Origin of the sequence: Aquabacterium humicola, assembly GCF_030167915.1 — a bacterium.
Classification (GTDB): Bacteria; Pseudomonadota; Gammaproteobacteria; order Burkholderiales; family Burkholderiaceae_C; genus Pseudaquabacterium; species Pseudaquabacterium humicola.
The window spans coordinates 1,243,364-1,265,701 of the sequence record NZ_JARGNB010000001.1 but is presented as its reverse complement, the minus strand read 5'-3'; the positions used below and the strand labels follow the sequence as shown (position 1 = coordinate 1,265,701).

Here is a 22,338-nt window from a genome sequence, read left to right as displayed (position 1 = left end):
ATGCATGCGAGCTTGCACATCGAAAGGACAGCAACGATGCTTCCTGCCATGACGTCCCTGCCGCACGTGCTGGCGCTCGACGACGACCCGCAGGTCCGCGAGCTGCTGGCCGACTACCTCGGTGACAACGAGCTGCGCATCACCACCGTGGCCAGCGGCCGCGAGCTGGTCGACGTGATGGCGCGCGAGACGGTCGACCTGCTGGTGCTCGATGTGCGCCTGCCCGGCGAGGACGGCCTGCAGATCGCGCGCCGGCTGCGCGAGGACTCGGCGATCCCGATCCTGATGTTGACCGGCCGCGCCGAAGAGGCCGACCGCGTGATGGGCCTCGAGCTCGGCGCCGACGACTACCTGACCAAGCCCTTCAGCCCGCGCGAGCTGCTGGCGCGCATCCGCGCGCTGCTGCGCCGCGCGCAGGCGCAGGCCCCGGCGGCCAGGCCGAAGCTGCGCGCCTACCGCTTCGCCGGCTGGGAGCTGAACCTCGGCCTGCGCAAGCTGCGCGACCCCCAGGGCCAGTCGGTCGAGCTGACCAACGGCGAGTTCAGCCTGCTGTCGGCCTTCCTGTCGTCGCCGCAGCGCACGCTGACCCGCGACCAGCTGCTCGACCTCTCGCGCCTTCACAACGCCGAGGTCTACGACCGCTCGATCGACGTGCAGATCCTGCGCCTGCGCCGCAAGATCGAGGTCGACCCGTCGAACCCGGCCTACATCGTCACGCAGCGCGGCGCGGGCTACGTGTTCGACGCGGTCGTGGAGATCGTGCGCTAGAAACCGGCGCGACACGGGTGTCGCGCGCTGGCGCGAATGCAGCCGATGCTGGCGCGCATCGCCCTGGTCCGGCAGGACGCGGCTGCGCAGAATCGGGCGCCATGCACCTCCTCGACGCCATCGGCCACACCTCGCTGATCCAGCTGCGCCGGCTCGTGCCCGACGGCGCGGCGGATGTCTTCGTCAAGCTCGAAGGCGAGAACCCCACCGGCAGCATGAAGGACCGCATGGCACGCGCGGCGATCGAGCGCGCCGAGGCCGACGGCCGGCTGAAGCCGGGCGATACGGTGGTCGAGTACAGCGGCGGCAGCACCGGCGCGTCGCTGGCGCTGGTCTGCGCGGCCAAGGGCTACCGGCTGCGCATCGTCACCTCGGACGCCTTCAGCCAGGAAAAGCGCGACCACATGGCCGCGCTCGGCGCCGAGCTGGTGCTGATTCCCAGCGAGGGCGGGCGCACGACGAAGGCGCTGATCCTGCAGATGATCGACACCGCGCGCCGGCTGGCCGCCGAGCCGCGCACGTGGTGGTTCAACCAGCTGGAGAACGCCGACACGATCGCCGGCTACCACGGGCTCGGCGAAGAGATCTGGCAGCAGACCGGCGGCGCGGTGGACGCCTTCGTGCAGGCGGCCGGCGCATCGGCCTCGTCGCGCGGCGTCGCGACCGTGTTGAAGCGCCACCGGCCCGACGTGCACAACGTCGTCGTCGAGCCGGCGGAGTCGGCGGTGCTGTCCGGCGGTTCGCCGGGCGCGCATCGCATCGAGGGCATCGGCATCGGGCGCGTGCCGCCGCTGTGGGCGCCGGAGCTCGTCGACGAGGTGATCACCGTCTCGACCGATGACGCCGAGGCGATGGCGCGGCGGCTGGCACGGGAGGAGGCGATCTTCGCGGGCACGTCGTCGGGCGCGAACGTGGTGGCGGCGCTGCAGGTCGCGCAACGCCTGGGGGCGGGGCGCTGCGTCGTGACGCTGATGGTGGATTCGGGCCTGAAGTACCTCAGCACCGCGGTGTACCGGCGCGGCTGAGGCCGCGGCCCGGCCGCGCGAGGGGCGTTCCGCTCAGCCCGCGCCGTGTTCCACCACGGTCAGGATCGTCTCCCCGGTCGCCACCAGCCGCTCACCTTGGGCGTCATGGGCAAACAGCTCGCAGGCCGTGAACACCTGCGTGCGCCCGGCGCGCACCACACGCGCGCGGGCGCTGAAGCGCTCGCCCACCGCGGGCCGCAGGCAGTTCACCGCGTAGTGCGAGGCCAGCACGCGCCCGGCGACGGTGGCCGCCGCGAAGCCGCAGGCGGTGTCGATCAGCGCGCCGACGATGCCGGCGTGCAGGAAGCCGGCGTACTGCCCGGCCTGCGGCTGGTACGGCATGCTGATCTCCGCCCGTCCCGGTTCGGCGGTGTCGACCTCGATGCCGCACCAGCGGTTGAAGGCGGCGGTCTGGTTGATCGCGCGCAGTTGTTCGAGCGTGGCGCCGGCCGTCATGATGCTGCTCCCGACAGAGGGTGCGGTGCACTCTAGGCGCGACGGTGAGCGGCGTCTGTCCCGGCCGGGACGCCGGATCTGTCGCGCCGGCGACGCCCGTGAACCGCGGCCCGCGCGCCGCGCTCAGCCCGGCACACCGAACGCCAGCGCCAGCGCCGCGTCGTCGTCGAGGCCGGGGTCCTGCTGCAGCAGCGCCTGCAGCGGGGCGGCCTCGGCATGGCCGGCGAGCGCATCGACGAGCGCGCCACGCAGGCGGCTGAACAGCGGCCCGCGCGTATCGCCGCGGGCCTTCGCGACCGCATCGGCCCAGGCCTGCAGCCGCGCCGCGTCGTGCGCGCGGCCGGCATGCCAGGCGGCCCAGGGCAGCGCGTCGGCCATCCACCACAGCATGCCGTCGGCGCGCAGCAGGCGCACCGCCTCGTGCGCGAGCGCCAGCGTCGCCGCGCCGGCATCGCGCCGCAGGTGCAGCATCGCGGCGATCGCCAGCACCTGCACCTGCTCGCGCTGGCGGCCGGCGGCGCGCACGTCGTCCGCCGTGCGGGCGATCAGCGCACAGGCTTCGTCGAGCCGGCCCTGCAGCGCCAGCGCCTGAGTCAGCGCGTTCTCCACCGCCCACACCTCGGCGCGGCCGCCGGCGGCGCGGCAGGCCGCGGCCATCGCGCGGCTGGTGGATTCGTAGCGTGCGAAGTCGCCGCGGTCGCGCCAGGCGAAGGCCTCGAGCATCTGCAGGTAGCGGCGCGCGAGCGGGCCCCAGTCGGGCTGCTGCAGCTCGCGCATGCGCGCCAGCAGCGGCGCGACCTCGTCCTGCGGCGCCAGCCGCATCAGCAGCATGCGTTCGGCGTACAGCGACAGGTACTCGCGCCGCGTTTCGCCGGCCTGCTGCAGCGCGGGACGGGCCGCCCGCAGCGCCGCCAGCGCATCGGCCGGCGCGCCGAGCTGCGCGAAGGTGACGAACAGGCCGTGGCCGAGGTCCAGCAGCGTGCGCGTCCAGCCCGCGGCGGGCGCCGCGGCGCGGCCGAGCTCGAGCCAGCGCAGCCCTTCGGCGCGCAGGCCGCTGCGGGCCCAGAACATCAGGCTGGCGGCGAGCAGCCGCAGCGCGCCGTCGCGCACCGCCGGGTCCGCGGCCTCGGCGACGAGCCCGAAGCGCAGCGCCGCGCGCAGGTCGTCGACTCGTTCGGCCAGCGGCGGCAGCCATTGCAGCAGCGGCGTGCAGAACTCCACCGCCTCGGACGCCTCGAAGCGCGTGCGCAGCCAGGCGAGGTGGCGCTGGTGGGCGGCCGCTTCATTGAATCCCGCGGCGCCCGCGTTGCCGGCGGCCAGCGCCTGCAGCGCATGCCGGCGCACGCTGTCGAACAGCCGCAACCCGCCGTCGGGCTCGACGACGATCAGCGAACGCTCGCGCAGCGCGTCGACGAGGTCGAGCGCATCGTCCGCGTCCAGCAGCGATTCGGCGGCCTCGACGTCGAAGCGGCCGTGCACCAGCGCCAGCGTCTGCAGCGCGCGCTGCTCGGCGGCATCGAGCAGGCCGCAGGTCCAGTCCAGCGCGGCGGCAAGCGTGCGGTGGCGCGTCGCGGCATCGCGCGGCGCGCGCGTCAGCAGCGTGAAGCGCTGGTCGAGCCGCGCCTGCACGCCGGCCACGCCGAGCAGCGGCACGCGCGCGGCCGCCAGTTCCAGTGCCAGCGGCACGCCGTCCAGCGCGCGGCAGATCGCCGCGATGCCGGCGGCGTCGGCGCGCTGCGGCTGCCAGCCCGGCTGGCGCTCGCGCACGCGCTCGCAGAACAGGCGCGCGGCGGCGTAGCCGGCGGGGTCGGGGGCGGCATCGCCGAAGTCGTCCGGCAGCGCCAGCGCCGCCAGCGGCAGCACGCGCTCGCCGGCCAGGTGCAGCGGCACCTGGCTGGTGACCAGCACCTGCAGCAGCGGCGCGCCGTCGAGCAGCGTGGCGACGAGCGCGGCCACCGCGTCGACCACGTGTTCGGCGTTGTCGAGCACCAGGCGCAGCCGCAGCGGCGCCAGCGCGCGCGCCAGCGCCGCCGCCGATGCCCCGGCGCCCGGCCCCAGCGCCAGGGCCTGCGCAACCGTGCTGGCCAGCGGGTCGCCATCGGCCAGCGACTCCAGCCGCACCAGCGCGACGCCGTCCGGCGGCGGCGCATCGCCGGCCACCGCCAGCGCGAGCCGGGTCTTGCCGATGCCGCCGAGCCCGGTCAGCGTGACCAGGCGGTGCCCCGCGAGCAGGCCGCGCAGCTGCAGCGCCTCCGCCTCGCGGCCGATCAGGCCGGCGGTGCCGGTGCCCTTGCCGGCCGTGTCGGCGGCACCCGGCCAGGCCGCCTGGGCGGATGGCGGTCCGGCTTCGGCCCCCGGCAAGGCGGTCGGGGTCGCGCTGGCGGCCGCCGGCGCTGGCAGCGGCCGCAGCGGCGCGATGAAGCGGTAGCCGCGCCGCGGCACCGTCTCGATGTAGCGCGGCGCCTTGGCATCGTCGCCCAGCGCCGCGCGCAAGGTGTTGACGGCGCCCTTGAGCACCGAGTCGGTCACGTGCCGGTGGCCCCAGACGCCGTCGAGCACCGCGTCCTTGTCGACCAGGCGTCCGGCACGCGCGGCCAGCAGCGCCAGCACTTGCAGCGGGCGTCCGCTCAGGGCCAGCGGCTCGCCGTCGCGCGTCAGGCGCTGCTCGGCGGCGTCGAGCACGAAGGGGCCGAAGGCCACCGCAGCGGCCGGTGTGGTCGGATCCGCGCCGGCGGGCGAGAACGGCGCGGGGTCGGCGGCAGGGGTCGGGGCGGTCACGGCGAGGGGTTGGGAAACGGACGCGGCGCGATTGTGCAGGTCTGACCGCAGGTCAGACCGATGTCTGACCGCGGCCTGACGACACGCGCCGGCCGCACCGCGACACTGCCGGACAACCCCCTGCCACCGCGAGACCGACCATGACGCCCCACGAGATCCGCCTCGTCCGCAAGAGCTTCGAGCTGGTGCGCCCGATCTCGTGCCAGGTCGCCGCGCTGTTCGTCGACAAGCTGGTCGAACGCGACGCCGAGCTCGCCGGTCGTCTTTCCGACGAGCTCGGCGACCAGGGCGACCGGCTGGTCGCGCTGCTCGATCACATCCTGGCCCACCTGGATCGTCCCGCGGAGCTGGCGACCCGGCTGCATGCCAAGGGCTGCCGGATCGGCCCGGGCATCAGCGATGCGCAGCACCGCGTGGTCGGGGCGGTGCTGATCGACACGCTGGCCGCCGCCATCGGCGTGGTGTTCACGCCGGCGGTGCGCGGCGCGTGGGCTTCGCTGGTCCGGGACGTGAGCACGGCGCTGCGCGCCGGTGCGGCCGAAACCCTCGCGATGGCCGAAGCCGCCTGAACGCCGGCCACCGGCCTTGGCCGCGCGCCCTCAGCGCGGCGGCGGCGGACCCGACGCCAGCCCGTGCCGCTCGTGCCACTCGGCCAGCGACATCGACGGGTACACGTTGAAGCGCTCGTCGTCCACGCGGCCTTCGACCTCGACCCAGTTGGCCTTGGAGCCGAGCATCAGGTGCACGTGCGCCGGCGGCACCGGCAGCGGCGTGTCGATCGCGCTGGCATGCGGATGCACCAGCTCGGGCCAGCGTGGGTCGAACAGCCACAGCGCGCTGCCGCAGTGGCCGCAGAAGTGGCGCTGCGCGCTGCTTTCGCGTTCGCCGCCCGGTGCCGCGGGGTCGGCCAGCCGGGCCTTGTAGACACGCAGCTCGGCATGGCCCTGGTGCACCGCCAGCGTCGACGCGTCGGCGCCCAGGTTGATGCCGAAGCCGCCTGAGCCGGCGGTCTTGCGGCAGATCGAGCAGTAGCAGCGCATGAAGGGCACCGGGCTGGGCGCCCAGACGCTGAACTTCACGCGGCCGCAGTGGCACGAGCCGTCGAGTTGCATGATCGGTCCTCCAGTCAGGCCGCCTTGTCCAGCGAGCCGAGCCACTGCTCGAAGCGCCGGATCGCGACCAGGTCGGCCTTCCAGGCAGGGTAGCGCAGGTAGTAGCCCTTGTCCGCCGTCACCGCGCACGGCGACAGCTGCTGCAGCTGGCCCGCCGCCACGGCGCCCGCGGCGGCGTAGTCTGGCAGCAGCGCGATGCCGAGCCCGGCGATGGCGCCGTTCAGCGCCATCGACAGCAGGTCGTACTGCGGGCCGGCCGCCAGCCGGTCGGGCGCGACGGCGTCGGCCAGGCCGGCGGCCTGCAGCCACACCGGCCAGCCGTTCGGCACGCTCGCCACGCGGATCAGCGGCAGCGTGCGCAGCCACTTCTTCAGCGTGCCGTGACGCACCAGCCCCGGCGCCGCGAAGGGCCGCACGACCAGCGGCAGCACCAGCGTGGCCTGCAGGCCCGGCGCGGCGCCGCTGCAGAACTCGATCGCCGCGTCGTGCGGCGAGCCGGCCAGGTCGACCGGGCCGACGTGGGTCGCGAGGTTCAGCGTGATCTCCGGATGCGCCGCGACGAAGCCGGGCAGGCGCGGGATCAGCCAGTAGGCGCCGAAGCTCGAGGCCACCGACAGGTTCAGGCTGCCGCCATGGCCGCCGTGCGTCAGCAGGTCCTGCGTCGCGCGCTCGATCTGCCGCAGCGCCGGCGACACCGCGCTCCAGTAGGCGCTGCCGGCCGCGGTGAGCTGCAGGCCGCTCTTGCGGCGCAGGAACAGCGGCACGCCCAGCTGGGCCTCGAGCCCGAGGATCTGGTGGCTGACCGCGCCCTGGGTCAGGTGCACCTCGTGCGCGGCGCGCGTGAAACTGGCGTGGCGGGCGCTGGCGTCGAAGCAGCGCAGCGCGCGCAGCGAGGGCAGGTTCATGATGAGAAAGTCTAATGCCCATCGCAGAAGCTTTCGATGGTCTGCGCCGGTCATTCGCCCTAGATTCCGCTCCCGTGTCGGGAAGCAGGAGTGCATTGCATGAATGGATTCGATGAATCGATGCGCCACGGCCGGCGGACCTGGCTGCAGCTGGCGGCGGCTGCGGCGGCCGCGCAGGCGCTGCCGCTGCGGGCGGCAGCCGCCTACCCGGCCCGGCCGGTGCGGCTGATCGTGCCGTCGGCCGCGGGCGGCTCGCCGGACGCGGTCTGCCGCATCCTGGCCGAGGAGCTCGGCCGCGCGCTCGGCCAGCCCTTCGTCGTCGACAACAAGCCCGGCGCCAGCGGCACCATCGGCATGGTGGAGCTGGCGCGCGCCGAGCCGGACGGCTACACCATCGGCTACGGCAACGTCGGCACGCTGGCGATCAACCGCTCGCTGTTCGCGAAGCTGCCCTACGACCCCGATGCGCTGGTCGGCATCGCGATCACCGGCACCGTGCACAACGCGCTCGTCGTGCGGCTGTCGCTGGGCGTGAAGACGGTGCGCGAGCTGATCGAGCTGGCGAAGTCGCGGCCCGGCCGGCTGATGATGGGCTCGGCCGGCAACGGCACCACCGGGCACCTCGGCGGCGAGCTGTTCAAGGCGATGACCGGCACCTTCATCGTGCACGTGCCCTACCGCGGCAGCCCGGCGGCGATCCAGGAGCTGATCGGCGGTCAGACCGACCTGATGTTCGACAACCTGTCGTCGATCGGCCCGCACATCCAGGCCGGCCGCGTGCGGGCGCTGGCCGTCAGCGGCCTGCGGCGCAGTGCGCTGTTCCCGGAGCTGCCGACGCTCAACGAGGCGGGCGTCACCGGCTACGAGAGCACCGCCTGGGGCGGCCTCGTCGGCCCGCGCGGGCTGCCGGCGGAGATCGTCGGCCTGCTCAACCGCGAGGTCAACCGGCTGATCATGGTCCCGGCGGTGCGCGAGCGCTTCACGCGGCTGTCCGTCGAAACCATGGCCTCGCCGCCGAATCTGATCCTCACGATGGCCAAGCTCGAGACGCCGCGCTGGCTCGAGGTCATCAAGCGTTCCGGAGCCCGTGTCGAATGAATCCCGCGTCGTCTTCGCTCTTCGTGATCCGCGGTGCCGAGCTGATCGACGGCAGCACCGCACCGCGCCGCGCCGCCGACGTCGCGGTGCGCGACGGGCGCATCGCCGCGGTGCTGCCGCCCGGCGCCGCCGCCGACGGCCCGGTGGTCGACGCCGGCGGCCTCGTGCTGTGCCCCGGTTTCATCGACACGCATTCGCACGACGACGGCCTGCTGCTGCAGGAGACGGTGCCGCATCCCAAGCTGATGCAGGGCGTGGCGACCGTGGTGACGGGCAACTGCGGGCTCAGCCTGGCGCCGCTGACGATGGCCGAGCCGCCGGCGCCGCTGGACGTGCTGGGCCAGCACGACGCGCCGCGCTTCGCCGCCTTCGGCGACTACCTCGCGCGGCTGGACGCCGTGTCGCCGTCGATGAACGTCGTGCCGCTGATCGGCCACACCAACCTGCGCCTGCAGCATGTGGCCGACCTGGTGCGCCCGGCCGATCCGGCCGAGTGCCGGGCGATGCGCGACGACGTCGCCGCCGCGCTCGAGGCCGGCGCCTTCGGCCTGTCGACCGGCGTGTACTACCCGCCGGCGCGGGCCGCGAGCACCGACGAGATGGTCGAGGTCGCGGCGGCGCTGAAGGCTCGCCCGGGCGCGATCCTGGCGATGCACCTGCGCGACGAGGCCGACGCCATCGCGCCGGCGATCGACGAGGCGCTGCTCGTCGGCCGCAGCTGCGGCGCGACGCTGCTGCTGTCGCACCACAAGGTCATCGGCCGCCGCAACCACGGCCGCACGCGGCAGACGCTGCAGGTCATCGACGCCGCGGCGGCGCGGCAGCCGGTGTGCCTCGACTGTTATCCCTACGCGGCCTCGTCGACGATGTTGCGCGCCGACCGCATCGCCGATGCCGACGACGTGCTCGTCACCTGGTCGGGCCCGCACCCGGAGCAGGGCGGGCGCCGGCTGCGCACGATCGCCGCCGAGTGGGGGATGTCGCTGGAGGCAGCGGCGCGGCGGCTGATGCCCGGCGGCGCGGTGTACTTCGCGCTGTCCGAGGGGGACGTCGAACGCGTGCTCGTGCACCCGCTGACGATGATCGGCTCCGACGGCCTGCCGCACGACGCGCATCCGCACCCGCGCCTGTGGGGCAGCTTCCCGCGGGTGCTGGGCCACTACAGCCGCGACCGCGGCCTGCTGCCGCTGGAGACCGCGGTGCACAAGATGACCGGGCTGCCGGCGCAGCGCTTCGGCCTGGCCCACCGCGGCCGCATCGCCGCCGGCTGCGCGGCCGACCTGGTGCTGTTCGACCCGGCGCGCATCCGCGACGGCGCCACCTACGAGCAGCCGACCACCCGGCCCGAGGGCCTGCACGCGCTGTGGATCAACGGCCGGCTGGTGATGCGCGACGGCGAGCTGCAAGAGCTGCACGCGGGCCGGCGGCTGCGGCCGTAGCCGCGCCTTTCGCTCGCTAGCGCTTCGCAGCCAGTGTCGCCAGGTAGGCGATGACGTCGGCGCGCTCGGCCGCGTCACCCAGGCGATAGCCCATGCGCTGGCCGGGGATCACGCTTTCCGGATCGGCGAGCCAGCGCTCCAGCGCCTTCGCATCCCAGCGCAGCGTGGCGGCCTTCAGCGCCGGCGAATAGTCGAAGCCCTCGACGCTGCCGGCGCGTCGGCCGATCAGCCCGGCATGGCGCGGGCCGATGCGGTCGGCCTGCACCGCGTGGCAGCCGCCGCAGCGCGCTTCGTAGAGCCGCGCACCGCGGGCGGCGTCGGGTGCGGCGGCGGCCGGCAGGGCGACGGCGGCCAGCGTCGCAGCGATCATCGTGGCGACCACCGCCGCGACGGGACGCATCGCCGCCACGTCATGCTCCGAAGCTGAGCGCGCCGTTCGGCAGCGCCTGCCCCATCGCGCTCATCAGCGCGGTGTAGTGCATGGTCTCGTCGGCGGCCAGGCGCGCGGCGACCTGGCCGAGCTTGTTGTCCTTGAAGGACGGGATCACGCCGAGGTAGGCGTTGGTCGCGCCGAGCTCGAGCTTCGTGGCCAGCATCAGCACGTCGCCCTGGTTCTTCAGCGATCCGGCGTTGAGCGCCTTGGCGTAGTCGTCGAGCTTCTTCTCGGCCACCGGCGTGCCGCCGAGCGCGCGGATGGTCGCGATCAGCGCGTCGCGGTGCGCCTTGTGGTGCGCCTGGAAGGCGACGGCGACGTCGAGCACGCCCTTCTGCAGCAGGCCGCTCATCGCGCCGAGCTGGTAGGCGTTGATCGCTTCGTGCTCGAGGCCGAGCGCGACGTTGAGGATGCCGACGTCGGCGGCGGTGGCGCCGGACGATTGCGCATGCGCGCTGCCCGTGCCGGCGAGCAGGCCGACGGCGGCGGCGGACAGGGTCATCCGGCTGGTGCGGGACAGGAACAGGCGGCGCGGCGGCGCGATCAGGGGGCTCATGGACATCTCCTCGAAGGGCGGTGGCTGGGGACGGTGTCGACGAAAGGTCGACAGGCAGCCTTACGCGGGCCCGTGTGGATCGGATGCAACCGCACGCATCCAGCCCGCGCTGTAGTCCGGCTCCGACATCACTTCGGGTTCGAGTCGAAGCGGCTGTGGGCGCGGCACTTGCCGGACCGCCCGCACACCTCGCCAAACAGGAGACCCCCATGGCAGACCTCAAGGACACCCGCATGCATCCGGACGCCGATGCCAACCGCGACCCGCTGAGCGGCGCCCCCGGCGCGCACCCGGTGGGCACCGGCATCGGCGCGGCCGTCGGCGGCATGGCCACCGGCGCGGCGATCGGCACCACCGCGGGCCCGGTCGGCACGGCCATCGGCGCTGCGGCCGGCGCCATCGTCGGCGGGCTGGCCGGCAAGGCCATCGCCGAGCAGGTCGACCCGACCCTGGAAGACGGCTACTGGCGCGACAACTACTCGAAGCGCCCGTACGTCGACCAGGGCGCGCCCTACGACGACTACGCGCCGGCGTACCGCCACGGTGTCGATGCCTATACGCGTTATCCCGGCGAGCGCTTCGAGGACATCGAGCCGCGCCTGGCGAGCGAGTGGGACACCGTGCGCGGCAGCTCGACGCTGACCTGGGAGCGCGCGAAGCAGGCCACGCGCGATGCGTGGCAGCGCCTGTCCGACGGCATCGAGCGCGCGATGCCGGGCGATTCGGACCGCGACGGCAAGTGACCGCCTCCGGCCGCCGCGATCAGCGCAGCGGCCGGACCTCGATGCAGCCGAAGCGCGCGGCTGGAATCTGCTGCGCGATGCGGATCGCTTCGTTGAGGTCCTTCGCCTCCAGGATGAAGAAGCCGCCGAACAGCTCGCTGGTCTCGGCGAACGGCCCGTCGGTGATCGACACGCGGCCGCCGCGCACGCGCAGGCAGGTCGCCGTCTCCGGCGGCTGCAGCGAGTGCGCGGCGATGCCGTGGCCCTGGGCCTGCAGCTGCGCGAAGTAGTCGAGCTGCTCGCCCATGCAGGCCTCGAGCTCGGCGGGTGTCTGCGTGTCGAGGCGGCCGTCCTCGCAGTAGACGAAGCACAGGTAGCGCATCGCGGCGTCCTTTCGTGGTCGGCGGCATCCTAGGCGGCGTCGCGGGCCGCGTGCAACGCGGCAATGTCGAACCGGGTCATGCCGAGCATCGCCCGCATCACGCGCTGCGCCCGCGCCGGGTCGGGGTCGGTCATCAGCTGATCGAGCTCGCGCGGCACGACCTGCCACGACACGCCGAAGCGGTCGGTGAGCCAGCCGCAGGGCTGCGTGCTGCCGCCTTCGGACAGGCCCGCCCACAGCCTGTCGATCTCGGCCTGGCTGTCGCAGTGCACGACGAACGAGATCGCCGGCGAGAACTTGACCATCGGGCCGCCGTTGAGCGCGATGAACGCCTGGCCCTCGATCGAGAAGGTGGCGGTCATCACGCTGCCGGCCGGGCCCGGGCCGCCTTCCGGGTAGCGTGTGACCCGGCCGGCGCGGGCGTCCTTGAACAGCCGCGTGTAGAGCGCGACGGCTTCTTCGGCCTGCGTGTCGAACCACAGGAATGGGGTGATCTTCTGCTGCATGACGGAACCTCAGTGGGTTGACGCGGCCGACGGCGGCTCGCCCTCCTGGTCGAACGGCCCGGCGCCGATTCGACATCCGCGCGCAATTCTTTTCAGGCCGGCGGCAGGCCGTCCTTCTGCCGCTGCAGGAAGCGGCGCTCCGGGCCCTGCTGCGCCAGCGCCAGCGCGGCGTCGTAGGCGGCGCGCGCGTCGTCGAAGCGGCCCAGGCGCCGGCACAGCTCGGCGCGCGCCGCCTGCGCGAGGTGGTACTGCGCCAGCGCGCCGCCGGCCAGCAGCGCATCGATGCGGGCCAGGCCCGCGGCCGGGCCGTCGCGCATCGCCAGCGCCGCCGCATGGTTCAGCGCGATCACCGGCGACGGCTCCTCGGCCAGCAGCAGTTCGTAAAGCCGGACGATCTGCGGCCAGTCGGTGGCGGCCGGGGTCGCGGCGTCGGCATGCAGCGCGGCGATCGTCGCCTGCAGCGTGTACGGGCCCGCGCGGCCGGCGCGCAGCGCGCGCTGCACCAGGCCGCGGCCCTCGGCGATCAGCGCGGCGTCCCACAACGAGCGGTCCTGGTCCTCCAGCCGCACCAGGTCGCCCTCGGCGTCGCTGCGCGCGACCCGCCGCGATTCGTGCAGCAGCATCAGCGCGAGCAGGCCCGGCACCTCGGCGCCGGCCGCGGCGGGCGGCAGCAGGTCCATCAGCAGGCGGCCGAGCCGGATCGCCTCGGCCGACAGCGCCTGCCGGGTCAGGTCCGGGCCCGTGGCCGGGGAGTAGCCCTCGTTGAACACCAGGTAGACCACGCGCAGCACCGGCGGCAGCCGCGCGGGCCACTCGCCGTCCTCGGGCACCTGGTACGGGATGCGCGCGTCGCGGATCTTGGTCTTCGCGCGCACGATGCGCTGCGCCAGCGTCGGCGCGCCGGTGAGGAAGGCATGCGCGATGGCCTCGGTCGTCAGCCCGCAGACCTCGCGCAGCGTCAGCGCGATCTGCGCCTCGGGTGCCAGCGCCGGGTGGCAGCAGGTGAAGACCAGGCGCAGCCGGTCGTCCTCGATCGGCTCGGGCGCGGTGTCGTCCAGGCTCGCCGGGTCGGCCGGCTCGGCCTCCTCGGCCAGCGGCTCGAAGCGTGCGCCGCGGCGGATCGCGTCGATCACCTTGAAGCGGCCGGCGGACACCAGCCACGCACGCGGGTTGTCGGGCAGGCCGTCGCGCGGCCAGGTCTCGATCGCGGCGCGGAAGGCCTCGTGCAGCGCTTCCTCGGCGCGGTCGAAGTCGCCGAGCAGCCGCACCAGCGTCGCGAAGATGCGGCGCGATTCGCTGCGGTAGAGCGCATCGATCGTGGCGCGCAGGTCGGTCGGGTCCGCCATGGGCGCCAGTGTGCCGCGGTCGCGATCGGGGGTCTTCTCGCGCGCCCTGCAGCGACTGAAGGCGTGGAACGATCGGCCTTGACGGGCCGGCGTCCGCTCGACGAAGCTTCAGTTGACGAGGCGCACCATGAACACGCCGATTCCGCTGCTGCTGGGGCTCGCCGCCGCGCTGCTGGTGCTGGCGTGGCGCCGCTGCCGGCTGCACGGGCTGCTGCTGATCGCGGCCGCCTGCGTGCTGATCGGCAGTGGCGTCGACGCGCTCCTGCCCGGCGGCTCGCTGCTCGACCTCCGGCCGGCCGAAGGCGCGCTGCTGGCCGCGGCGGTGCTGTTCGCCTGGGGCGCCTGGGAGGTGCTCGGTGCGACGCTGCATCCGGACAGCCGGCGCCTGCTCAACCCGCACAAGCGCTCCGGCGCCAGCGCGCTCGCGCACGTCGGCCTGCGCCTGCTGGTCTGTGCCTTCACCGCGGCCTTCGCGCTGGCGTTCGGCATGCTCGCGCCCGGCCTGCTCGACGCCCTGCCGGTGCTCGAAAGTTACGCCGTCGCCGCGGCGATCGTGCTCGTCGTCTGGGCGCTGTGGCCCGCGACGCGCTACCGCGGCCGCGGCGCGCACATCGGCTCGTCGCCGGGCTGACCGGTCCGCCGCTGGGCTATCCTCGCCTGCTGGAGGTGAGGACATGAAACCGCAATACCAGAAGCCGACCGCCGCGTTCGTCGGCGCCTCGTGGGCCGCGCTGTTCGCCGGCGGCATCACGTACATGGCCGGGCTGTGGAGCGCCGAGATGGCGCTCAACGAGAAGGGCTACTACTTCACGATCCTGTTCTACGGGCTGTTCTCGGCGGTGTCGCTGCAGAAGTCGGTGCGCGACAAGCTCGAAGGCATCCCCGTCACCGGCATCTACTCGGCGCTGTGCTGGTTCTCGCTGATCCTGTCGCTGCTGCTGCTGGCCGTCGGCCTGTGGAACGCCAAGCTCGGCTCGACCGAGAAGGGCTTCTACGCGATGGCCTACGTGCTGAGCCTGTTCGCGGCCGTGGCGGTGCAGAAGAACGTGCGCGACTCGGCGGCGTTCGACGGCGCTGCGGTCCGCGGGCATCGGGACACGGAACCCGGCGGGGCCTGAGTCCGCCGGCCGCGGCGACCGCTCAGCCGGCGGTCGCCAGCTCGTAGAGCACGTCCGGGCAGCGCTCCTCGTTGCCGCTGCCGTCGCTGAACGCCAGCGCCCGAAAGCCGTGGCGTTCGTAGAAGCGCCGCGCGCCGGCATTGGCTTCGAAGGTGTACAGCCGAACGGGCCGCGGCAAGGTGGCCAGTGCCCCCTGCAGCAGCCGCGTGCCGAGTCCCCGACCGACGAGCGCGGGTGCGAGGTACAGCTGCTCGATCCAGCCGACGCCGTCGACGATCGCCGTGGCCAGCACGCCGGCGAGCGTGCCGTCGTCGGCCACCGCGACGGTCACCGCCTGCGTCGGCAGCAGCACGCCGGCGACCCAGCGCTGCACGTCGTGATCGGGATGCGCGATCGGCGCGTAGGGCAGGTGCGTGCGGCGCGATGCGATCAGCAGCGCGGCGATGGCCGGTGCGTCCGCGGCTTGCGCAGCGCGCAACGTGGCCTTCATCGCGATCGGCGGCTGCTCAGCGCTGCTCCGACGGCGGCACCACATGCACGACGCCGAAGGCGCCGTAGGACACCGTCTTGCCGTTGATGGTGGTGTAGGACGCCACGCCCCACGAGCGGTAGTTCGAGGCGAAGGCGGTCAGCGCGCCGACCCCGAGCGCGCCGGCGAGCGGGCTGCGCTCGGCGGTGGCCGCGCGGATCGCCTGCCGGTGCTGCTCGGCCGACGGGTTCAGCACGATGGCCAGCACGAAGGCGGCGGCGGTGAGCACCGCCGAGACCAGCGCGGTCTTCATGCGCGGCTCCCGGCGCGGGGCGGATCGGTGCGGTCGGTGCAGGCAGTGCGGACGGGCATGGCGGTGTCGGGAGCGTCGGTGGCGGGGCACCGACGCTCACTGCAGCGCGTACAGATTCCCGTCGGCGCTGCCAATATAGACCACGCCGTCGACCACCAGCGGCGTCGAGAAGAACGAGCCGACGCTCCACTGGCGCTCGGTGCCGGCGGCCATGCCTTCGCGCCACTGCGAGTGGTAGATCATCGGCGTGTTGAAGCGGCCGTCCGCGCTGAGCACCCAGCCGCGGTTGGCGCGGGCGGCCTCGGTGCGGAACTCCCACAGCAGCGCGCCGCTCGCGCGGTCGCGCGCCTGCAGCGTGCCGTTCAGCACGCCCAGCAGCACCACGTCGCCGGCCAGCACCGGCGACGAGAACACGTAGGCCTGCGTCGGCTGCTGGTGGATGGCCTTGCCCGTGGCCGCGTCGACCACGTGGTAGAGGCTCGAGTCCGAAGTGGCGAAGTGCACGCGCCCGTCGGCCACCGCCGGCGAGGTGTTGACCCAGCTCGCGCCGGTGGAGAAGCGCCAGCGCTCGCGGCCGGTGGCGGCATCGAGCGCATAGACGTTCGAGTCGCGGCTGCCGGTGTAGACGATGCCGCCCACCACCGCGGGCGACGACTGGAAGCCCTGCTGGTTGGCCATCAGCGCATCCACGCCGCCCTGGAAGCGCCACAGCTCGCGCCCGGTGGCGGCGTCCAGCGCGTAGAAGCGGCCGTCCCAGCTGCCGACGAAGAGCCGTCCGTCGGCCAGCGCCGGCGACGCGTGCACGACGTCGCCGGTACGGAACTTCCAGCGTAGCGTGCCGGCCCTCGCATCCAGCGCGTAGACGTGGCCGTCGCCGCTGCCGAAGTAGACGAGGCCGTTGGCCACCACCGGGCTCGACAGGTAGACGTCGAAAGGGTCGGCGAAGGTCTGCGCGCGCGGCTGCAGCCCGTGCAGGCCGCGGGCCTCGAAGCGGCGCTCGCCCTCGCCGGCGAACTTCCACAGCAGCGCGCCGGTGGCCGCGTCCGCGGCATGCAGGCCGCCGCTGTAGCTGACGACGTAGACCCGGCCCTCGGCCACCGCCGGCGTCGACGCCACCGGACCGCCGGTGGCCAGCTGCCAGCGCTGGCGGCCGCTGGCCGCATCGATCGCGTAGAGCTGGCCGTCGTCGCTGCCGACGTAGAGCGTGCCGGCCGACCACACCGGCGACGAGACGATGCGGTCGCCGGTCGGGAAGCGCCACTTCAGCGTCGGCGCCTGGCGCGGCGCGGCACTGGTGGTGACGCCGGCGTGGGTGGCGTCGCCGCGGAACATCGATTGCGCCGCGGCGGGCGCGGCCTGCAGGGCTGCGATCAGCGGCAGCAGGACGGCGAGCGTGCGCTTCATGAGCCGCTCCCGGTCGACATCACGCGCCTGAGCTGCAGCGGCGCATCGAACGGACCCTGGACGAACTGGCCGTCGATCGCGCCGTCGGCCAGGCGGCCCTCGATGCGGATGTCGGCCGCTGTCGAGCGCAGCGTGACGAACGAATCGCTCTGCACGATGTGGTCGATCGGCAGCGTGGTCGTGCGCTTGCCGACGATCACCAGCTCGCCGCGGCCATAGCCGTCGGCCGCGCGCTGCAGCGTCAGCGTCACCTGGCGCGGGTTGCCGCCGAGCTCGTAGCGGCCGCGCCATTGGCCCGGCAGCGCCGCGGTGATGATCGTCGGCGCGACGGGCTTGTCCACCTGGGCGACGCCGGTGCGCGTCAGCACCAGCGGGGCGCGGTGGCCGGCCTGCGTGAACTCGCCGGCCAGCGAGCCGTCGGGCGCGAAGCGCAGCGCCGCGCGGGGGGCTGGTTCGGGCGCGAAGCGCATCGCGGCATCGAGGCCGAAGCGCACGCCGGTGTCGTCGACCTGCAGCGCATTCAGCGCCGCGCCCTTGATACCGCGGCCGGGCACGATCACCGAGCCGATCCAGGTACCGCCGTCGCGCGCCAGGTCGACCACCAGGCGCAGCGGGGCGCCGGGGATCTCGACCGAGCCCTCCCAGCGGCCCGCCGCATCCGGCGCCGCGCTGAGCGTGCAGTGCGCCAGAAGTAGGGCCAGCGGCAGCAGGTGCTGCGCGGCGGTGCGGGTCGCGCCCGTGGTTCGTGCTTGCATCGTCCCCTCCGAATGGCCGGCGCGCCGGTGCCGGCGTCAGGCGCACCAGCTTAGGTCGCGCGCACCGCAGCGCCGCGCGTGCTGCGACGAACGACCGCAATCGGGGTGCGAACGACGGGCGACCGGCCTACCATCGATGAACGATGACGCGCTGCGCGGTCCGTGACAGCGTCGCGGTCGACCCCTGACCCGCAGGACCGATGGAGGACCGCATGCCGAAGAACCTCGTGCTGTTTTCGGACGGCACCGGCAACAGTGCCGGCAAGCTGTTCAAGACCAATGTCTGGCGCCTGTACCAGGCGGTCGACCTCGCCGATCCGCCGACACCCGACGAACCGCGGCAGTTCGCCTTCTACGACGACGGCGTCGGCACCTCGTCGTTCAAGCCGCTGGCGGTGCTGGGCGGCGCCTTCGGCGTCGGCCTGGCGCGCAATGTGATCGACCTCTACGTGTTCCTGTGCCGCATGTACGAGCCGGGCGATCGCATCTATGCCTTCGGCTTCAGCCGCGGTGCGTTCACGATCCGGGTGCTGGTCGGCCTGGTGATGTCGCAGGGCATCCTGCGCTGCAAGGGCAACGAGGCCGACCTGGAGCGCCTGGCCGCCGATGCCTACCGCGCCTACCGCGCGCTGCGGTTCAAGAGTGCGAATCCGCTCGTTGGCTGGCTGCGCACCGGACGCGACCGTGCGATCCGCGGCTGGAACCGGCTCCGGGGCCGCCTCTCCTACGCCGACCCCCGGGTCGAGCGCATCGGCCGGCCCGAGGACGGCCCGGCCGCCGTGCACATCGCCTTCCTCGGCGTCTGAGACACCGTCGATGCCTACGGCCTGCCGGTCGACGAGCTCACGCGCGCGATCGACACCGTCGTCTGGCCGCTGACGATGCGCGACTACAACCTGAACGAACGGGTCGACCGCGCCTGCCACGCGCTGGCGCTCGACGACGAGCGCAATGCCTTCCATCCGCGGCTGTGGAACGAGAAGCCCGACCCGCAGCGCCCGGGCACCGGCGTGTACGGCGGTAACCGCGAGACCACCACGCTCGCGCAGGAGCGCATCTCGCAGGTGTGGTTCGCCGGCGTGCATGCCAACGTCGGCGGCGGCTATGCCGACGATGCGCTGGCCTACGTGTCGCTGCAATGGATGATGCAGCAGGCGCACGCCAAGGGCCTGCGCTTCGAGCCCACCGTGGAGCAGCTGCAGCAGGAGCTGTCCGACGAGAACGGCCGGCTCTACGACTCGCGCCATGGCCTGGCGGGCTACTACCGCTACAACCCGCGCCGCATCGAGCGGCTGGTGAACACGCCGCAGGTCACCGTCGAGCGGACCAAGGTGCACGAAAGCGTGCTGCGGCGCCTGCGGGCCGGTCACGACGGTTATGCGCCGATCACGCTGCCGCCGGGATTCGCGGTCGTGATGATGGACGGCCGCATCGTCGATGGCGATGCCTACCTGCGCAGCCTGCCGCTGAAGCCGACGGACCCCGCGCCGCCGCGCGGCCCGCTGACCGGTCCGGGCTCGAGCTACGAGCGGGACCGGGAGCTCGTCTACAACGGCGTCTGGCGCCGGCGCATCGCGTACTTCGCGACGCTGGGCGTGACGCTGGTGCTGCTGGCGATGCCGCTGTTCGCGCCCGGCACGCAGGCCTGCGCCGGCCGCCTGTGCTTCCTGGCCGCGCCGATCCGCGCGCTGTCGGTGCTGCTGCCGTCGTTCGCGACGACCTGGACCGATTCGTTCGCGTCGCATCCGGGCCTGTTCCTGTCGTTGCTGGCGGCGCTGGTCATCGGCCTGCGCGCGGGCAGCGCGCTCGAGCAGCGGCTGCGCGACCGGATGCGGCGCGTCTGGTATGCGCTGCCGATGCTGCGGCCGACCGCGGTGGCCGGCGTGCCGGCCCCACCGGCGCCGAGCGCCGTGGAGAGCTTGATCCGGGGCCTGCGCAACCATCAGGCCTACCGCGCCTCGTTCCGGGCGCTGACGCATGGCCTGCTGCCGGGCTTCTTCCTCGCCGGGCTCGCCTACGCCACCTGGGCGCTGGGCAGCCAGCTGGTTTTCGCGGCGCGGGCCTCGGCCGGTGCGCTCTGCCCGGACACCGCGGTGCCCGCGGCCAGCGGGCCGGCGCCGAACGGCGCCGCCTGGTTCGACCTGCGCTCGCGCTGCGCGCCGACCGGCGTGCAGGTCGCCAAGGGCGCGACCTACCGCATCCGCATCACGGTGTTCGAGGCGCTGCGCTGGAGCGACAAGACCATTCCGGCCGGCCCGCACGGCTTCGAGTGCCGCCTGCCGCCGGCCCAGGCGCTGACGATGGCGGCGGCCGTGCCGCTGCGCCGCCACTGGACGCAGGGCTGGTTCCAGCCGATGGCGCGCATCGGGGCCACCGGCAATGACAGTTATGCCCTCGAGGGCCGGCCCTCGACGGCGCCGCTGCAGGACCGCTGCAATGGCGCATCGACCGTGCCGGCGCCGCCGGTCGACTGCCCGGCCAAGGCATCGGGCGCGGGCGCCGTGGCCGAGGTCTTCGACAGCGTGCTCATCGCCCGGTCGAGCGGACCGCTGTATGTCTACGTCAACGACGCGATCGGCCTGGACTTCTTCTACCGGAACAACGTCGGCTGCGCCGGCGTCGAGGTGAGCCTGGTGTCGCCGCAGGCACCACTCACCGCACCCTGACCCGCGCCCGGATCCGCGCACCGACCCGCCCGACCCGCACCTGACCCGCGCCCGGCCGGCTGTGCGCGCGGCCGCCCGGCCGGGCCCGCCTGCCGGCGCCGGCACGGGTGCATGCGTGCCCGCGGCGGCGTCGTTTCATCCGTAATCGGTCGGCCTCTTCCTCGCAACCGCGGCGCAACGCCGCGCCGGCGAAATGAGCAGCCTGGTGCAGCGTTGCACCGGTGCCTCAGGAGAGACCCGCGATGAACAAGCCCCCGTCCCACCGTCGCCCCGGCGCGCTGCAGGCGCCGCTGACCGTGGCGGCCGCGCTCGCCGCGGCCGCCTTCCTGGCCGCCACCGGCGATGCCGCCCCGACCCTGGCCCTGCCTTCGATGGAGACCCTCATGACCGCCACGACCACCCTGGCCCTGCAGACCTCCCCGCGGCGCGATGCGATCGCCGGCTGGATCGCCGGCTGGCGCGCCCGGCTGGCGGCGCTGCTGCAGCGCCGCGCCCGCGTCGACAGCCTGCACGGCCTCGATGCCCGCATGCTCGCCGACATCGGCCTGGACGCGAGCGAGATCGGCTCGGTGGAGGCCGAGGCGCGCTGCCGCAGCCCGCTGACGCGCCAGCGCATCGTGCGCGGGAGCTGCCATGCGTGAGACGACGATGCGCCGCGCGGCGCTGTGCGGCGCGGGCTGGCTGCTGCTGGTGCTGGCCGGCGGCTGCGCGATGCCGCAGGCGCTGCCGCACGACACCCCGAGCTTCGCCGGCGCCGCCTTGCCGCAGCCGGCCGCCGGCCTGGCGCTGCAGTTGCAGCCGGGCCTGGCGGTCGATCGCTGGTGGCTGCTGTTCGACGATGCGGCGCTGACGCGGCTGATCGACGACGCGCTGCGCGACAACCACGACCTCGTGGCCGCCGCGGCGCGGGTGCGCGCGGCGCGTGCGCAGCTCGACGAGCGCCGCGGCGCGCAGGGCCCGGCGCTGAACCTGCAGGCGAGCCACGGCCGCGCCCGCGAGGCCGGCCGCGACAAGGTCGGCGGCCAGCACTCGGCCGCGCTGGAAGGGCGTTACGAGCTCGACCTGTGGGGCCGGCTCGGCTCGGCCAGCGAGTCCGCCCGCCAGAGCCTGCTGGCGCAGCAATGGGCCCAGGCCGCGCTGCAATCGAGCCTGGCCGCGCAGGTGGCCGATGCCTGGTTCGCGCTGCGCGCGGTCGATCGGCAGATCGCGCTGAGCGAGGCGCTGAAGGAAACGCGCCGCGCGACCGTGCGGCTGCGCCAGCAGGAGCGCGAGGCCGGCGCCGGCAGCGAGTTCGAGCTGCGCCGCGCCGAAGCCGAACTGGCCGGCGCCGACGCCTCGCTGGTCGCGCTGCGGCGCCAGCGCAGTGCGCTCGAATCGGGCCTCGCGCTGTTGAGCGGCCGCAGCGCGCACCAGATCGCCGGCTTCGCATTGCCGGTCGAGCCGCTGGACCCGGCCCAGCCCTTCATCGCGCGGCTGCCGCAGGGCAGCACGGCGATGCTGCTGGCGCAGCGGCCCGACATCCGCCGCGCCGAGGCCGAGCTGACCGCGGCGCGTGCGAACGTCGATTCGGCCCGCGCGGCGACGATGCCGTCGATCGTGCTGGCCGGCCGGCTCGGCAGCGATGCGCAGACGCTCAGCCAGCTCTTCAACGGGCCGGCCTTCGCCTGGTCGCTGGTCGGCAGCGCTGCGCAGATCCTCTTCGACGGTGGGCAGGCGAAAGCCCGCGTGAGCGGTGCCGAGGCGCGTGGGGACGAGCTGCTGGCGGGTTATCAGAGGGCCGTCACGGCGGCCTTCATCGACCTGCGCGACGCCTACGCCGACCTGCAGCAGGGCGAAGCGGCGCAGCGCGCCGAGCAGCAGCGTGTGGCCGCGCTGATGCGCGCACGCGCTCTGGCGCAGCTGGGCGTGCGCAACGGCGCCTTGAGCGTGCTGGACCTGCTGGATGCCGAGCGCCAGCTCTACCAGGCGCAGCTGGCCGAGGTCGACGCGCTGCGCGACCGGCTGCAGGGCCAGGTCGCGGCGTTCAAGGCGGTCGGCGGCGGCTGGAGCGCGCCGGCGGACGAGCCGCGGTCCTGAGCCACCCGATC

At 73.9% G+C, this 22,338-nt stretch carries 24 protein-coding genes and 1 pseudogene; 12 read left to right on the top strand and 13 right to left on the bottom strand.

Annotated features, from left to right (window positions below; translation table 11 throughout):
• Positions 1-48 precede the first annotated feature (48 nt).
• Together P1K89_RS05600 and P1K89_RS05595 are read left to right on the top strand one after the other, a co-directional pair.
• Positions 49-768: a response regulator gene (locus P1K89_RS05600; RefSeq protein WP_284615387.1), complete on the top strand. Its 720-nt coding sequence runs from the start codon at positions 49-51 to the stop codon at positions 766-768.
• A gap of 101 nt (positions 769-869) precedes the next feature.
• Complete coding sequence (locus P1K89_RS05595; protein ID WP_284615386.1) at positions 870-1,793, top strand: PLP-dependent cysteine synthase family protein; 924 nt, start codon at positions 870-872, stop codon at positions 1,791-1,793.
• A 33-nt stretch (positions 1,794-1,826) separates the two neighbouring features.
• Here the strand turns inward: P1K89_RS05595 and P1K89_RS05590 are convergent, their stop codons facing one another.
• Together P1K89_RS05590 and P1K89_RS05585 are read right to left on the bottom strand one after the other, a co-directional pair.
• Entirely contained in the window at positions 1,827-2,249 is a 423-nt protein-coding gene (locus tag P1K89_RS05590; protein WP_284615385.1) for a PaaI family thioesterase, read from the bottom strand.
• Between the two features lie 123 nt (positions 2,250-2,372).
• A complete protein-coding gene (locus P1K89_RS05585) occupies positions 2,373-5,027 on the bottom strand; it encodes an ATP-binding protein (protein ID WP_284615383.1) in 2,655 nt (884 codons plus the stop codon).
• Positions 5,028-5,167: 140 nt separating this feature from the next.
• On the opposite strand from P1K89_RS05585, the gene P1K89_RS05580 reads away from it, so the two are divergent.
• Positions 5,168-5,596: a globin domain-containing protein gene (locus tag P1K89_RS05580; RefSeq protein ID WP_284615382.1), complete on the top strand. Its 429-nt coding sequence runs from the start codon at positions 5,168-5,170 to the stop codon at positions 5,594-5,596.
• Between the two features lie 30 nt (positions 5,597-5,626).
• Here P1K89_RS05580 and P1K89_RS05575 read toward each other — a convergent pair whose 3' ends face one another.
• Both P1K89_RS05575 and P1K89_RS05570 read right to left on the bottom strand, forming a co-directional pair.
• Entirely contained in the window at positions 5,627-6,139 is a 513-nt protein-coding gene (locus P1K89_RS05575) for a GFA family protein (protein ID WP_284615380.1), read from the bottom strand.
• A 14-nt stretch (positions 6,140-6,153) separates the two neighbouring features.
• Positions 6,154-7,044, bottom strand: a complete 891-nt coding sequence (locus P1K89_RS05570) for a LysR family transcriptional regulator (RefSeq protein WP_284615379.1) — start codon at positions 7,042-7,044, stop codon at positions 6,154-6,156.
• A gap of 99 nt (positions 7,045-7,143) precedes the next feature.
• Between P1K89_RS05570 and P1K89_RS05565 the strand changes: the two genes are divergently transcribed.
• Positions 7,144-8,142, top strand: a complete 999-nt coding sequence (locus tag P1K89_RS05565; RefSeq protein WP_284615378.1) for a Bug family tripartite tricarboxylate transporter substrate binding protein — start codon at positions 7,144-7,146, stop codon at positions 8,140-8,142.
• The gene (locus P1K89_RS05560) at positions 8,139-9,581 is read left to right on the top strand and encodes an N-acyl-D-amino-acid deacylase family protein (RefSeq protein ID WP_284615377.1); all 1,443 of its coding nucleotides are present in this window, start codon (positions 8,139-8,141) and stop codon (positions 9,579-9,581) included. The genes P1K89_RS05565 and P1K89_RS05560 overlap by 4 nt, the downstream gene beginning before the upstream one ends.
• A 16-nt stretch (positions 9,582-9,597) precedes the next feature.
• On the opposite strand, the gene P1K89_RS05555 is transcribed toward P1K89_RS05560, so the two are convergent.
• Together P1K89_RS05555 and P1K89_RS05550 are read right to left on the bottom strand one after the other, a co-directional pair.
• Positions 9,598-9,981 (bottom strand): c-type cytochrome, encoded by a 384-nt coding sequence (locus P1K89_RS05555; protein WP_284615375.1) that lies wholly within the window; start codon positions 9,979-9,981, stop codon positions 9,598-9,600.
• Positions 9,982-9,991: 10 nt separating this feature from the next.
• Complete coding sequence (locus P1K89_RS05550; protein ID WP_284615374.1) at positions 9,992-10,570, bottom strand: ferritin-like domain-containing protein; 579 nt, start codon at positions 10,568-10,570, stop codon at positions 9,992-9,994.
• A 209-nt stretch (positions 10,571-10,779) separates the two neighbouring features.
• Between P1K89_RS05550 and P1K89_RS05545 the strand changes: the two genes are divergently transcribed.
• A complete protein-coding gene (locus P1K89_RS05545; RefSeq protein WP_284615373.1) occupies positions 10,780-11,313 on the top strand; it encodes a hypothetical protein in 534 nt (177 codons plus the stop codon).
• 19 nt (positions 11,314-11,332) lie between these two features.
• On the opposite strand, the gene P1K89_RS05540 is transcribed toward P1K89_RS05545, so the two are convergent.
• The 3 genes from P1K89_RS05540 to P1K89_RS05530 all read right to left on the bottom strand — a co-directional run bounded on the left by P1K89_RS05540 (position 11,333) and on the right by P1K89_RS05530 (position 13,526).
• Complete coding sequence (locus tag P1K89_RS05540) at positions 11,333-11,674, bottom strand: YciI family protein (RefSeq protein WP_284615372.1); 342 nt, start codon at positions 11,672-11,674, stop codon at positions 11,333-11,335.
• Positions 11,675-11,703: 29 nt separating this feature from the next.
• A complete protein-coding gene (locus P1K89_RS05535) occupies positions 11,704-12,180 on the bottom strand; it encodes a VOC family protein (protein WP_284615371.1) in 477 nt (158 codons plus the stop codon).
• Positions 12,181-12,272: 92 nt separating this feature from the next.
• Positions 12,273-13,526: an RNA polymerase sigma factor gene (locus P1K89_RS05530; protein WP_284615370.1), complete on the bottom strand. Its 1,254-nt coding sequence runs from the start codon at positions 13,524-13,526 to the stop codon at positions 12,273-12,275.
• A 127-nt stretch (positions 13,527-13,653) separates the two neighbouring features.
• Between P1K89_RS05530 and P1K89_RS05525 the strand changes: the two genes are divergently transcribed.
• Together P1K89_RS05525 and yiaA are read left to right on the top strand one after the other, a co-directional pair.
• Positions 13,654-14,157, top strand: a complete 504-nt coding sequence (locus P1K89_RS05525; RefSeq protein ID WP_284615369.1) for a hypothetical protein — start codon at positions 13,654-13,656, stop codon at positions 14,155-14,157.
• Positions 14,158-14,200: 43 nt separating this feature from the next.
• Complete coding sequence (gene yiaA, locus P1K89_RS05520; protein WP_284615368.1) at positions 14,201-14,644, top strand: inner membrane protein YiaA; 444 nt, start codon at positions 14,201-14,203, stop codon at positions 14,642-14,644.
• 22 nt (positions 14,645-14,666) lie between these two features.
• On the opposite strand, the gene P1K89_RS05515 is transcribed toward yiaA, so the two are convergent.
• From P1K89_RS05515 to P1K89_RS05500, 4 genes are all read right to left on the bottom strand, one after another.
• Positions 14,667-15,134, bottom strand: coding sequence for a GNAT family N-acetyltransferase (locus tag P1K89_RS05515; RefSeq protein ID WP_284615367.1), 468 nt, complete (start codon positions 15,132-15,134; stop codon positions 14,667-14,669).
• Between the two features lie 16 nt (positions 15,135-15,150).
• Positions 15,151-15,426, bottom strand: coding sequence for a hypothetical protein (locus P1K89_RS05510; protein WP_284615366.1), 276 nt, complete (start codon positions 15,424-15,426; stop codon positions 15,151-15,153).
• Between the two features lie 96 nt (positions 15,427-15,522).
• Positions 15,523-16,830, bottom strand: coding sequence for an outer membrane protein assembly factor BamB family protein (locus P1K89_RS05505; protein ID WP_284615365.1), 1,308 nt, complete (start codon positions 16,828-16,830; stop codon positions 15,523-15,525).
• Positions 16,827-17,585, bottom strand: a complete 759-nt coding sequence (locus P1K89_RS05500; RefSeq protein ID WP_284615364.1) for a hypothetical protein — start codon at positions 17,583-17,585, stop codon at positions 16,827-16,829. Before P1K89_RS05500 ends, P1K89_RS05505 begins: the two co-directional genes overlap by 4 nt.
• 212 nt (positions 17,586-17,797) lie before the next feature.
• Here P1K89_RS05500 and P1K89_RS05495 point away from each other — a divergent pair, with 212 nt between their 5' ends.
• The 4 genes and pseudogenes from P1K89_RS05495 to P1K89_RS05480 all read left to right on the top strand — a co-directional run bounded on the left by P1K89_RS05495 (position 17,798) and on the right by P1K89_RS05480 (position 22,327).
• The gene (locus tag P1K89_RS05495; RefSeq protein ID WP_284615363.1) at positions 17,798-18,391 is read left to right on the top strand and encodes a phospholipase effector Tle1 domain-containing protein; all 594 of its coding nucleotides are present in this window, start codon (positions 17,798-17,800) and stop codon (positions 18,389-18,391) included.
• Between the two features lie 12 nt (positions 18,392-18,403).
• Positions 18,404-20,251, top strand: a pseudogene (locus P1K89_RS05490) (phospholipase effector Tle1 domain-containing protein); the annotation flags it as partial.
• Between the two features lie 242 nt (positions 20,252-20,493).
• Positions 20,494-20,892 (top strand): hypothetical protein, encoded by a 399-nt coding sequence (locus tag P1K89_RS05485; RefSeq protein ID WP_284615361.1) that lies wholly within the window; start codon positions 20,494-20,496, stop codon positions 20,890-20,892.
• A complete protein-coding gene (locus tag P1K89_RS05480) occupies positions 20,885-22,327 on the top strand; it encodes an efflux transporter outer membrane subunit (RefSeq protein WP_284615360.1) in 1,443 nt (480 codons plus the stop codon). The genes P1K89_RS05485 and P1K89_RS05480 overlap by 8 nt, the downstream gene beginning before the upstream one ends.
• Positions 22,328-22,338: the final 11 nt, after the last annotated feature.

Bases quoted from the DNA above. Each gene is read 5' to 3' on its own strand.
- P1K89_RS05600 (WP_284615387.1), top strand. From the start codon at position 49: ATGACGTCCCTGCCGCACGTGCTGGCGCTCGACGACGACCCGCAGGTC.
- P1K89_RS05595 (WP_284615386.1), top strand. From the start codon at position 870: ATGCACCTCCTCGACGCCATCGGCCACACCTCGCTGATCCAGCTGCGC.
- P1K89_RS05590 (WP_284615385.1), bottom strand. From the start codon at position 2,249: ATGACGGCCGGCGCCACGCTCGAACAACTGCGCGCGATCAACCAGACC.
- P1K89_RS05580 (WP_284615382.1), top strand. From the start codon at position 5,168: ATGACGCCCCACGAGATCCGCCTCGTCCGCAAGAGCTTCGAGCTGGTG.
- P1K89_RS05575 (WP_284615380.1), bottom strand. From the start codon at position 6,139: ATGCAACTCGACGGCTCGTGCCACTGCGGCCGCGTGAAGTTCAGCGTC.
- P1K89_RS05570 (WP_284615379.1), bottom strand. From the start codon at position 7,044: ATGAACCTGCCCTCGCTGCGCGCGCTGCGCTGCTTCGACGCCAGCGCC.
- P1K89_RS05565 (WP_284615378.1), top strand. From the start codon at position 7,144: ATGAATGGATTCGATGAATCGATGCGCCACGGCCGGCGGACCTGGCTG.
- P1K89_RS05560 (WP_284615377.1), top strand. From the start codon at position 8,139: ATGAATCCCGCGTCGTCTTCGCTCTTCGTGATCCGCGGTGCCGAGCTG.
- P1K89_RS05555 (WP_284615375.1), bottom strand. From the start codon at position 9,981: ATGCGTCCCGTCGCGGCGGTGGTCGCCACGATGATCGCTGCGACGCTG.
- P1K89_RS05550 (WP_284615374.1), bottom strand. From the start codon at position 10,570: ATGAGCCCCCTGATCGCGCCGCCGCGCCGCCTGTTCCTGTCCCGCACC.
- P1K89_RS05545 (WP_284615373.1), top strand. From the start codon at position 10,780: ATGGCAGACCTCAAGGACACCCGCATGCATCCGGACGCCGATGCCAAC.
- P1K89_RS05540 (WP_284615372.1), bottom strand. From the start codon at position 11,674: ATGCGCTACCTGTGCTTCGTCTACTGCGAGGACGGCCGCCTCGACACG.
- P1K89_RS05535 (WP_284615371.1), bottom strand. From the start codon at position 12,180: ATGCAGCAGAAGATCACCCCATTCCTGTGGTTCGACACGCAGGCCGAA.
- P1K89_RS05530 (WP_284615370.1), bottom strand. From the start codon at position 13,526: ATGGCGGACCCGACCGACCTGCGCGCCACGATCGATGCGCTCTACCGC.
- P1K89_RS05525 (WP_284615369.1), top strand. From the start codon at position 13,654: ATGAACACGCCGATTCCGCTGCTGCTGGGGCTCGCCGCCGCGCTGCTG.
- yiaA (WP_284615368.1), top strand. From the start codon at position 14,201: ATGAAACCGCAATACCAGAAGCCGACCGCCGCGTTCGTCGGCGCCTCG.
- P1K89_RS05515 (WP_284615367.1), bottom strand. From the start codon at position 15,134: ATGAAGGCCACGTTGCGCGCTGCGCAAGCCGCGGACGCACCGGCCATC.
- P1K89_RS05510 (WP_284615366.1), bottom strand. From the start codon at position 15,426: ATGAAGACCGCGCTGGTCTCGGCGGTGCTCACCGCCGCCGCCTTCGTG.
- P1K89_RS05505 (WP_284615365.1), bottom strand. From the start codon at position 16,830: ATGAAGCGCACGCTCGCCGTCCTGCTGCCGCTGATCGCAGCCCTGCAG.
- P1K89_RS05500 (WP_284615364.1), bottom strand. From the start codon at position 17,585: ATGCAAGCACGAACCACGGGCGCGACCCGCACCGCCGCGCAGCACCTG.
- P1K89_RS05495 (WP_284615363.1), top strand. From the start codon at position 17,798: ATGCCGAAGAACCTCGTGCTGTTTTCGGACGGCACCGGCAACAGTGCC.
- P1K89_RS05485 (WP_284615361.1), top strand. From the start codon at position 20,494: ATGAACAAGCCCCCGTCCCACCGTCGCCCCGGCGCGCTGCAGGCGCCG.
- P1K89_RS05480 (WP_284615360.1), top strand. From the start codon at position 20,885: ATGCGTGAGACGACGATGCGCCGCGCGGCGCTGTGCGGCGCGGGCTGG.